Below are 10101 nucleotides of genomic sequence, written 5' to 3' on the forward strand. Positions count from 1 at the left end.
GTTTATGAATCTGCTAATTGAATTGTTTTTGCCATATCTTTTCTAATAGAAAGATAAGCATCATTCATACGAATGTAAATAGGGTCGCCAAAAGTCGCCTTTTGGAGTACCTCCACTTCACTGCCTACAAAACAGCCTAATTCAATGAGTTTAAGAGGTATCTTACAACAATCAAACTGCTGAATAATCCCTTTTTCACCTTTCTTAAGGTCGGCAATGGTATGAGGGTGAGAAGGTACTTTTTCCATAGTAATTGCTATTTAGAATTGTTTTAGACGGCAAAAGTAATAATAATTTGTTAAATAGCAAATTAGCAAACTTACAAATTTGCTAATTCGTTAATTATTCATATCTTTGCAACTCTAAACTCTCAAGTAACAAACGTGGAAAATACACAAGCAATAAAACAGCGTTTTGGCATCATTGGCAACGATCCAAAGCTCAACCGTGCGCTCGAAAAAGCTATACAAGTTGCCCCTACCGATATTTCGGTGCTCATCACCGGTGAAAGTGGGGTGGGAAAAGAGGCTATCCCTCGTATCATTCACTCGCTCTCAATGCGCAAACACGGCAAATATATCGCTGTGAACTGCGGGGCTATCCCCGAAGGCACTATTGATTCTGAACTCTTTGGTCACGAAAAAGGCGCTTTCACAGGGGCAACTGCTACCCGTAGTGGTTATTTTGAAGAAGCCGATGGCGGTACTATTTTCTTAGACGAGGTGGGCGAACTGCCTCTCACTACTCAAGTGCGCCTCTTGCGGGTGCTCGAAAATGGTGAGTTCATCAAAGTAGGGTCTTCAGTTGTACAGAAAACCAATGTGCGCATTGTAGCTGCTACCAATGTGCAAATGCAAGAAGCTATCAAAAAAGGACGTTTCCGCGAAGACCTCTATTACCGACTCAGCACCATAGAAATACACTTACCTCCCTTGCGCGAACGCAAAGAGGATATCCATCTGCTCTTCCGCAAGTTCGCTTCCGATTTTGCCGAAAAATACAAAATGCCTCCCGTAAGGCTCAGCGAAGATGCTGTACAATTGCTTACAAACTACCGCTGGAGCGGTAATATACGCCAGTTGCGCAATGTAGCCGAACAAATTTCAGTGCTGGAACAACGCCGCGACATCACCGCAAGTCTTTTGCGCTCTTACCTGCCCGACGAAGGAACAAATTTACCTTCAATAGTCCCTGCCCAAAACCGTTCAGATAGTGATTTTAGCAACGAACGCGAACTGCTTTACAAGGTGCTTTTCGATATGAAAAACGACCTCAACGACCTGAAAAAACTCACTCTCGAGCTACTACAACACGGCAATTCACCTCAAGTACAACAAGAGAACGAAGGTCTCATCCATCGCATTTATGGCAACGACACTCGCAAAAACGACCCTACACCTCCCTCTTTTGCTTTTTTACCTGTAACACCTGCCGAAAAAGAAATCCTACCTCACGAAGTGGTGTACGACTACGAGGAAGCTCCTGAAGAAGAGCGTTTTTCACTCCAAGAACAAGAGCGTGAGATGATACGCAAATCGTTAGAACACAACGATGGCAAACGCAAAGAAACGGCTAAGGCTTTAGGAATTTCCGAACGCACTCTGTACAGAAAACTGAAGCAGTATAATATGATTTAGGTCTCAGGTCTCAGGGGTCAGGTTTCAGGAGTCAGCACTATCTCCCCTCCCCCATCCTACTCGTCTGCCCCGTCCGACTTGTCTGACATTTTTTATACTTATGAAAAGAATTATTATCACATTTATTTTAATAGCTTTTATTAGTTGTAGAGATAAGAAGAACGCTAATAACGTTGCTACTGAACCTACACCTACAGATACAGAAGTTGCTATAGCAACTCTAAAAGCTTTTTATTCATCTGTTTATAATGGTTCGTTAGATAACCAAGAAGTACTTTTCAAGCAATATGTTTCCAAGCAATTGTTGGAAAAGATTGACGAACTATCTGCTGATATGACATTAGATTACGACCCTTTTATAAATGGACAAGATTTTTTTGCTGATGTTCTCAATAGTACATTAAAAATAACACCTTTAGAAAACAAAAATGAATACAGATGTTGTTTTTTACTATTTGGAGACACTTATGAAAAAGAAACTTGTGTAGACTTTTTATTAGAAAAAGATAAGGACGGGCATTTTGTAATTTCTAAAATATTAAATGATGATATTTTAGCGGGGAAAAGAGATGTAATGCCTAGTGATGACGATAGTGATTTAGGAAAGATTCTTTTTAGAGAAAAAATGGATATAAACAAAGATGGCATTGAGGATAGCATTGTTGTTTATTATCAAGAAGAAGATCTTTTTTCGACAATAAAAATAATTTTAAGTGATAAAGGGAAGGAAAAAATATTTTTCAATAATAGGATAATTAATAACACCATTACAAGTGGAGAAGGATTTAGAAATATTTCTTTTGAAAATCGTTTTTTCACTATTGAAGAAAACACCTCTACAGATCCAATACAAATAAAATACACTACTTTTTCAATAGATTACAAAACAAATGAAATTTTTCTTTACAAAGTAGAGGTTTCAAATATTTTCAACAATGCATCTGATGATTTTGATATAATTCGAACTCAAAAAGACTTTGGAAAAGTCTCTTTTGAAAATTATGACCCTGAAACATTAAGGTTATTTAATTTTTGATAAATAATCAATTAAAAATCCTCTATCCGCTCCCATCCTACTTGTCTGCCCCGTCCAACTCGTCCGATAGCTCTTAAAATAAATAATCAATGAAAAAAATCTTAACAACTATCACATTCTTTGTATTTGCTTTAGCAATTGCTCAAGAAATAAAAAACGACCTCCCTTATATCTCTTTTCAAGATTTATCTGACTTTTCAGAATCTTCAAAAGAGGTCAGTAGAACGATGATTTATCGCTCTGAGAAATTAGCCAAAATATTTGGCTTAAACAACAAATATTTTATAGATGGAGGAGGACAGGTGCTTTATGGCAATGTATTAGTTTCAGAATGGGTGGTTTTAAAGAGTTTTACTGATTACACCTATACTAATAGTAAACAAAGAGAAAGACTCGTACTTATCACTAAAAAAGAAAATGGTAAGGAAGTGATAAAAAGCGTGGTAAAAGTTTTTACAACAAATGATTATGCTGTCTGTCAGTTAGATAAAAAAGGACATTCTTTTGGAATTGCCATAGGAAAATATCATATTACAAACAATAAAGAGTTTTTTGAGATTCAACATATTTTCTCAATATTGGATAACAAACTCAAAAAAGAGCCTTTAAACAAGTTGATATACGACTGCCCGCCTCCAAGTGATTACAGCTCTTCAGAAGAACCTGATGAGTACTTTTATGGAGTAAAAGGAGGTAAAAAATATGAACGTTATTGGTATGACAACTGATATTAAAAACTAAAAATCTTACTCAAAAAATGATGAAGGTAATAATTTCCTTTTTAAGTTTATTCCTGTTGCATAATTGTTCTTTCCAGAAAGAGGAAAAGCAATCTTTGGATAAAGAAAATTCATCAAAAGATGAGATTTTTATAGGAAAAGAATTTTATGCCGGTGATGAGCTTTCTGATTATGAATGTATAAAAAATAGCAGTCATTTTAAATCTGATAGTCTTTGTTATAGTGTTTACAAACCATTGCACTATCATTATTTTGTTTTTAGTTTAGAAAAGTTTCTTTCAAATGAAGATGTAGAAAAATTCCGTATATTAGACACACTGCATCTTAAGAGTATTGCTCATATTAATTTTATCCATAATGAGTTGGGAGCGTCTTTATTTTTAGATGATAAAAAAATAAAAGAATGGATTTTTAATAAGACTCCCAATATTACTACTCCTGAGGACATCGTCATAACAGAAGAGGGGATCATTCAAAATGACAGTGGGGAGATGATTCAATTTAAAAATATTTCTGAGGTCATCAATCGCATACAAAAATCTAAGCTCTTTACGCTGAAAAAAATGTATCAACACGACCTCAATCAAGATGGTTATAAAGATATCTTTCTTGTTTTTAAAAATAACAACGATTTAAAGTCTGATGACCATAAGACTTTGGTTGCCCCTATTATTTTGTTAATTCATCAAGGAGGTGATAAATACAGATTCTTTCACAATGAAAAAATCTATCCAAGTATGGAAGGTTTTTTCTTCAAAAGAATTGCTTTTAAAGACAATTTTTTCACCATTGAATTAGACACTGAGGTACCTGATGAATATACCGCTGAAAAGTATATCACTTTTAAATATAGTAAAAATAAGATTGTTCTACACCGATTTGGGAAAATTACCAATTGGCAGGATGAGAGAAAGCCTTTCAATGCTCAACTAACGCAAAAAGACTTTGGAGAAATCCTCTTTGAAGATTATGATCCTGAAAAAATAAACGAAATAATATATGAATAGGTTTTAAAATTAATTGTTAATCGTTAATTGTTAATTGATGAAAATAGGTATTATAGGTCTCGGTTATGTGGGTTTGCCTTTAGCTTGCCTCTTTGCTAAAAAATATCCCACCGTGGGTTACGACCCTTATAAGGTGCGTGTAGAAAGCCTCAATGCTGGGGTAGATACTACCGGCGAAATCAGTAGTGAAACGCTTAAAGAGCGTTTGGCTACTCACCTCATTTGTACTACAAACCCTGCAGATGCCGCCGATTGCAATGTGTATATCGTGGCTGTCCCTACCCCTATCGACCTCTATCAGCAACCCGACCTTACCGCACTCCGCAAAGCAAGTGCAACAGTAGGGGCATTGCTCAAAAAAGGTGATATTGTGATTTACGAATCAACGGTTTACCCAGGAGTAACCGAAGAAGTATGCGTACCTGTCTTAGAAAAAGTATCAAACCTCGTGTTCAACCGCGATTTCTTCGTAGGTTACTCCCCCGAACGCATCAACCCTGGCGACAAACAACACACGGTGGAGAACATCTGCAAAATAACTTCAGGTTCTACCCCTGAGGTAGCAGCAAAGGTCGATGCGCTTTACAATTCAGTACTTACTGGGGGTACTTATCTCGCCTCCTCTATCAAAGTAGCCGAAGCCGCCAAAGTGATAGAAAACGCTCAGCGCGATGTGAATATCGCTTTTATGAACGAAATCGCCAAAATATTTAATATTCTCGACATCGATACCAATGCCGTGATAGATGCCGCCAGTAGCAAGTGGAACTTTTTGCCTTTCCGCCCTGGATTGGTAGGCGGACATTGTATAGGGGTAGACCCTTACTACCTCATACAAAAAGCCAAACTCCACGGCGTTTCACCCCGCCTAATGATGGAAGCCCGTAAAACTAACGATTCTATGGGGGGCTATATCGCTTACCAGATTATCAACCGCTTGTGTTTACAAGGCACTCCCGTAAAAGACAGCAAAATTCTGCTATTGGGCTTTACTTTTAAAGAAAATTGCCCCGACACTCGCAATACTAAAGTTATAGACATCTATCGCACGCTCGAAAATTTCACTGCTCACATAGTGATATACGACTCTTGGGCTGACCCTAATCGTGCTGATGAAGAGTATGCCGTAAAAGTAGAAACTGAAAAAGAAAAACTCCCTAAAAACAATGATGTAGTAGTACTTTGCGTAGCACACAACGAGTTTTTACAGATGAATATAGCCGATTTCCTAAACGAAAAAGGAATCATTTACGATGTAAAAGGCAAATTGCCTATTGCTGAGAATATTTTTAGATTGTAACAAATGAAAAATATCCTTTACATTGCAGTTTTCTTATTGCCCTCAATGCTTCTCGCTCAAGATTTCTTTGACAAAAGATGGTTTTTCCAAGCAAGTGCTAATTTAAACATCCCGAGAAAAGAAAAAGCTACTTATTCGTATGGGGTTCATTTTATAGACCATTTGGGTAGAGATGCTTCTTATGGAAAAGAACACAAGTTTAAAGAAAAAGTAATTTATTCCACCGATTTTTCGGCTAATTACCTACTCACCCATTCTTTTGCTGTAGGAGGTATTGTGGGGATTCACCATTTCAGAGCCCCCGTAACCACTGCTTTAAAAGCAGGAATCGTTGTTAGAGGAATGCTCCCTCAGGCTTCTTATGCCGATATTTACGGACAACTATCTGGTTTTATCCCACTGAGCAAACAAGTAAAGGCTTCTTTTGGCGAAGCTAAAATAGGGTTGAGTATCCCTATTGCTGTAGAAGATTCATTCACTGTAAGTGTATTGATAGATGCCTCATATACAAGTTTTGAGGTCGGAAAACCTATCCTTTCCGATGAAATACCCGATACAGCAGAATACCGCACTTTAGGTATAGGCTTTGGCATCCGATTCTAAAATAAAAAAGCGCGTTACTATCACAGCAACGCGCCTTAGAATATATAATATAATAGCGATTTCTAAATTATTTTACTACCTAAAACCAAAAACCGTGCCAAAACAATTTTCTAACTTGCTAATTTGCTAATTAGCTAATTAGTTCGTATCTTTGCCGCCTGAAAGTGAAGAAGTATGGCTACAGTTCTTAAATTAATAGATATTCTGCCTTGTGATTACAAGCTCTTTGCTGTACATTCAGCTTTAGACGACTATCGCTTGGCTTATTTTCTGAACAAAACTCTGCAATTGCAATTGGCTAAAGAAAACAAAAAAGCAAGTCTGTTAGACACTTTTTCTGGTAAGTATTTTTCGTATTACTATTGGGAAAATCCCTTGTTAGGAACTGCTTGGCACTGCATAGGCAACAAACTACTAATAGAGAAAGAAATGCACACCCTTTCACTTTTTGAGAGTACCACCTCCCTTACTTATCTGATAGACAAATTTAAAAAAGTAGACTACTTTCTAAAAATAGACACCGAAAGACGCATCGATACCACCTCACTAATCTCTAAAATATCCGAAATACCCGCCACTACCGCTTATACTATTGATACCGATACACTAAATAATAAATATAAACAGATTTTTCAAGAATGTTAAATACAAAAAAAACGAAAATTGTAGCTACCTTAGGCCCCGCTACCGAAAGTCCTGAGGTGATAAAAGATATGATGGCGGCTGGCGTGAACGTCTTCCGTATCAACTTCTCACACGCCGATTACGACGATGTGCGCAACCGCATCAAGATGATTCGCCAAATCAACGAAGAACACGGTTTTCATACCGCTATCCTCGCCGACCTCCAAGGTCCTAAATTGCGCGTAGGGGTAATGGAAGACGATGCTGTGGTATACCCTGGCGACCGCGTTACTTTCGTTACAGGTGAACCTTTTGTAGGTACTAAAGAACGCGCCTATATGAACTACAAAGCGTTCCCTCAAGATGTAAACCCTGGTGAACGCATCTTGTTAGACGATGGGAAACTCATCTTTGAAGTGGAATCTACTAACCGTGAAGACGAGGTTGTAGCTGTAGTTGTACAAGGTGGCCCTCTCAAATCTAAAAAAGGTGTAAACTTACCTAATACAAAAGTATCACTCCCCGCTCTTACTGAAAAAGATGTACGCGACGCTCTTTTCGCTATTTCTCAAGAAGTTGATTGGTTTGCACTTTCATTCGTGCGACACCCCGAAGATATCCAAGATTTAAAAGAACTCATCAAAGAAAACGCCGGTCACGAAATTCCTATCATTGCCAAGATTGAAAAACCTGAAGCTTTAGTAAACATCGATAAGATTATGGCAGCTTGTAATGGTATTATGGTTGCCCGTGGTGACCTTGGGGTAGAAATTCCAGCTGAAGAAGTGCCTCTTATCCAAAAAGAATTAGTGCGCAAAGCTAAATCACACCACATCCCTGTAATCATTGCTACCCAAATGATGGAAAGTATGATTTCAAGCCTTACACCTACCCGCGCCGAGGTGAACGACGTAGGAAACTCAGTAATGGACGGTGCCGATGCTGTGATGCTCTCTGGTGAAACTTCAGTAGGTAAATATCCTGTACAAGTAATCCAACAGATGACTCGTATCATCAAAAGTGTAGAGGATTCTAACCTTATCCAAGTTCCTCTCATCACACCGTTTATACGTTCGTTGCGTTATGTAACCAATACGATCTGTTTCCACGCAGCTAAAATGGCTAACGACACCAATGCCAAGGTAATTACCTCGCTTACAAACAGTGGATATGCAGCCTTCCGTATTTCGTCATACCGCCCTAATTCACACATTCTCATTTTCACGTCTAACAAGCGTATCCTCACCCAGTTGAACCTATTGTGGGGGGTAACCACCTTCTACTACGATCGCTTTGTTTCTACCGATGAATTGATTGAGGACATCAACCATATTGCCAACGAAAAAGGCTATGTGGATATGGGTGATATAATGATAAGTCTCGTATCAATGCCAATGCAAGGCAAAGGAATGGTAAACACCCTCCGTGTATCCGAAATCGACTCTTGCGCCGTAAATTTCGAGAATAAAAAGAAAAAATAATAACAAATCACAAGTTGTCACAAAGGTTGTTTAGCAAACGCTGAGCAACCTTTTTTTATATTTTTATCCTTAAATTCTATAGAAAAACATTTTGTTTTATAAAAAACCGTTTTTACAAATCCTCCTCTCTAAGTAGAACAAACGTCTTTGGGCTAATACCTCTCTTCATAATTCGTAATTCGTAATAATTTCGTAATTCGTAACTCGTAATTCGTAATTATTTATTATCTTTGTCGCCTAAAAATGAATACGATACCTATCGTATTTACTATAGCAAATGAAATAATATGAAACTAATAAAAAATCTTCAAAAAGATACTTATCTGTTATTGATGATAGTAGCCTTAGTTGTTATCAGTTGCTCAAAAAATGATAACAACTCAATTGATACTGAATCTCCTATACTGGCTACTATTACCAAAATTGAAACTACTGCTTTTGATACCACTACTATTACGTGGGATCTAACTACTGATGGGCAAACTGATGCTAAAGAGCTCACTTATCAGCTGTTATGGCAGATGAGGGGTAGTAGTGAGGTGAAAAATAGCGGTACCCCAAAAGCTCTTTTCAGCACTTATAAGCTTACAGGGCTTACCGAGAAAACTACTTACCGCGTATGGGTAAAGGTATGGGACAAAGCAGGTAACACTACTGAGTATCCCGCACAGGAGTTCACTACCCCTGCTAAGCCTATCAATCCTACTGGACTTGATACAACAAACTATATACAGCTTACTACCGAGAAAAAAGTAGGAGAAATAATAAGCTTTTTTATTGATGGTGATAAAATAGACAAAAAGGGGTTTTGGATTGACTTCAACAACAATGGTAAATGGGACGAAGGGATAGATGTTCTACCAAAGTTCGAAGGTTATCTTGATTATACCCTAAAATCTCAAACTTTTAGAATATATGGTAAAGTTATTGAGTTAATTTGCGCATACCGAGAGCTTACAGACTTGAATATTAGTCATAACCCTTTTTTGAGGAAGTTATTTGTTGAAAATAATAAACTTCCATCTATTAAAAACTTAGAGCATATAACAGCGTTATCTTTGGATAGTCATACTATGCTCAATAGCACTCTCCCTACTAATCTTTCTTTTTTGGATATAACCGAAACCACTGCTATTCCTGCCTTCGATGTTAAAGCATTCACAAATCTTAAAGAATTACTTATAAACAGATGTAAAAGTATCCATAGCTTAGACCTTAGCCAAAACCCGCAACTTGTCCGTTTATAAATTGACAACACCAATATCACTACTTTAGACCTTTCTAAGCAACCTAATCTTGCAATATTAGACGCTTCAGAAGCTCCCCTTACAAGCGTAAACATACAAGAAAATACTAAGTTACATTGGGTATTACTTGAGCTTACAAAAGATGGTAAAGGGCTTATGGGTACTGCCCTTCTCGACTTTATTAAAGCCTTACCCACAAAAAAAGTTGGTGCTGTGGCTAATATTAAACTAAGCCCAGCCCAACAAACAGATGTTGTAAAAAGCCTTTTGCAAAGTAAACACTGGAAAATTTATTAATTTGTTAATTATTTAATATCTTTGTCGCCTAAAATACTTTATAGTAAATCAGAATTGGTTTGCAAAAATTTTGTCACTACATTTTGTCATAGTTCTTAATTGCTCGTCGTGCTACGACCTTTGGCTAAG

At 37.3% G+C, this 10101-nt stretch carries 10 protein-coding genes; 9 read left to right on the top strand and 1 reads right to left on the bottom strand.

Annotated elements, in window-relative coordinates:
• Window positions 1-2 precede the first annotated feature (2 nt).
• Entirely contained in the window at window positions 3-248 is a 246-nt protein-coding gene (locus tag HMPREF9073_RS04740; RefSeq protein WP_009412860.1) for a FeoA family protein, read from the bottom strand.
• Window positions 249-383: 135 nt separating this feature from the next.
• On the opposite strand from HMPREF9073_RS04740, the gene HMPREF9073_RS04745 reads away from it, so the two are divergent.
• From HMPREF9073_RS04745 to HMPREF9073_RS04785, 9 genes are all read left to right on the top strand, one after another.
• Window positions 384-1637 carry a sigma-54-dependent Fis family transcriptional regulator gene (locus HMPREF9073_RS04745; protein WP_009412861.1) on the top strand — a complete coding sequence of 418 codons (1254 nt, stop codon included), beginning with the start codon at window positions 384-386 and terminating at the stop codon, window positions 1635-1637.
• Between the two features lie 100 nt (window positions 1638-1737).
• Window positions 1738-2673 carry a hypothetical protein gene (locus HMPREF9073_RS04750; RefSeq protein ID WP_009412862.1) on the top strand — a complete coding sequence of 312 codons (936 nt, stop codon included), beginning with the start codon at window positions 1738-1740 and terminating at the stop codon, window positions 2671-2673.
• 89 nt (window positions 2674-2762) lie between these two features.
• Window positions 2763-3401: a hypothetical protein gene (locus HMPREF9073_RS04755; RefSeq protein WP_009412863.1), complete on the top strand. Its 639-nt coding sequence runs from the start codon at window positions 2763-2765 to the stop codon at window positions 3399-3401.
• 29 nt (window positions 3402-3430) lie between these two features.
• Window positions 3431-4420, top strand: a complete 990-nt coding sequence (locus HMPREF9073_RS04760) for a hypothetical protein (protein WP_009412864.1) — start codon at window positions 3431-3433, stop codon at window positions 4418-4420.
• Window positions 4421-4457: 37 nt separating this feature from the next.
• Window positions 4458-5720 carry a nucleotide sugar dehydrogenase gene (locus tag HMPREF9073_RS04765; RefSeq protein WP_009412865.1) on the top strand — a complete coding sequence of 421 codons (1263 nt, stop codon included), beginning with the start codon at window positions 4458-4460 and terminating at the stop codon, window positions 5718-5720.
• A 3-nt stretch (window positions 5721-5723) separates the two neighbouring features.
• On the top strand, window positions 5724-6323 hold the full coding sequence (locus HMPREF9073_RS04770) for a hypothetical protein (protein WP_034555402.1): 600 nt from the start codon (window positions 5724-5726) through the stop codon (window positions 6321-6323).
• A 174-nt stretch (window positions 6324-6497) separates the two neighbouring features.
• Window positions 6498-6968: an IPExxxVDY family protein gene (locus tag HMPREF9073_RS04775; protein WP_009412868.1), complete on the top strand. Its 471-nt coding sequence runs from the start codon at window positions 6498-6500 to the stop codon at window positions 6966-6968.
• Window positions 6962-8428: a pyruvate kinase gene (gene pyk / locus HMPREF9073_RS04780; protein ID WP_009412869.1), complete on the top strand. Its 1467-nt coding sequence runs from the start codon at window positions 6962-6964 to the stop codon at window positions 8426-8428. Before HMPREF9073_RS04775 ends, pyk begins: the two co-directional genes overlap by 7 nt.
• A gap of 287 nt (window positions 8429-8715) precedes the next feature.
• Window positions 8716-9675 (top strand): fibronectin type III domain-containing protein, encoded by a 960-nt coding sequence (locus tag HMPREF9073_RS04785; RefSeq protein WP_009412870.1) that lies wholly within the window; start codon window positions 8716-8718, stop codon window positions 9673-9675.
• The last annotated feature ends 426 nt before the right edge of the window (window positions 9676-10101 follow it).

Source organism: Capnocytophaga sp. oral taxon 326 str. F0382 (assembly GCF_000318295.1).
Lineage (GTDB): Bacteria > Bacteroidota > Bacteroidia > Flavobacteriales > Flavobacteriaceae > Capnocytophaga > Capnocytophaga periodontitidis.

Bases quoted from the DNA above. Each gene is read 5' to 3' on its own strand.
- HMPREF9073_RS04740 (WP_009412860.1), bottom strand. From the start codon at position 248: ATGGAAAAAGTACCTTCTCACCCTCATACCATTGCCGACCTTAAGAAA.
- HMPREF9073_RS04750 (WP_009412862.1), top strand. From the start codon at position 1,738: ATGAAAAGAATTATTATCACATTTATTTTAATAGCTTTTATTAGTTGT.
- HMPREF9073_RS04755 (WP_009412863.1), top strand. From the start codon at position 2,763: ATGAAAAAAATCTTAACAACTATCACATTCTTTGTATTTGCTTTAGCA.
- HMPREF9073_RS04760 (WP_009412864.1), top strand. From the start codon at position 3,431: ATGATGAAGGTAATAATTTCCTTTTTAAGTTTATTCCTGTTGCATAAT.
- HMPREF9073_RS04765 (WP_009412865.1), top strand. From the start codon at position 4,458: ATGAAAATAGGTATTATAGGTCTCGGTTATGTGGGTTTGCCTTTAGCT.
- HMPREF9073_RS04770 (WP_034555402.1), top strand. From the start codon at position 5,724: ATGAAAAATATCCTTTACATTGCAGTTTTCTTATTGCCCTCAATGCTT.
- HMPREF9073_RS04775 (WP_009412868.1), top strand. From the start codon at position 6,498: ATGGCTACAGTTCTTAAATTAATAGATATTCTGCCTTGTGATTACAAG.
- pyk (WP_009412869.1), top strand. From the start codon at position 6,962: ATGTTAAATACAAAAAAAACGAAAATTGTAGCTACCTTAGGCCCCGCT.
- HMPREF9073_RS04785 (WP_009412870.1), top strand. From the start codon at position 8,716: ATGAAACTAATAAAAAATCTTCAAAAAGATACTTATCTGTTATTGATG.